The 231-nt window shown below is 64.9% G+C and carries 1 pseudogene; it reads left to right on the top strand.

The annotated features are described in order from the left end of the window. Positions 1-231 (top strand): annotated as a pseudogene (locus EXE45_RS21525) (BREX-5 system phosphatase PglZ); the annotation flags it as partial.

Genomic DNA, 231 nt, shown 5'->3' with positions numbered 1-231 from the left:
GGCGCCCTTCCGACAATCCAGGGCCTCCAGACGAAGATCGTGCTGGACGGGCACGACGATCCAGTGCAATTCGTCCTCGAACACGGCGCCGAGAATCTCCCCAACAATTCCGAGGACCTGCTGAAGATTCGCGATCTCCTCGTCGACGACGGCGTCGCGGCCGTTGAAGGGGTCACCGACGAGGACGTGCTCGTGACGCGCACACGACGGTGGGCGGTCGCCGAGTGGCTC

This window comes from Halorubrum sp. SP9 (assembly GCF_005435015.1).
Taxonomy (GTDB): domain Archaea; phylum Halobacteriota; class Halobacteria; order Halobacteriales; family Haloferacaceae; genus Halorubrum; species Halorubrum sodomense.
Note: the sequence above shows the minus strand (reverse complement) of the source record. Positions and strands in the feature narration are given on the sequence as shown.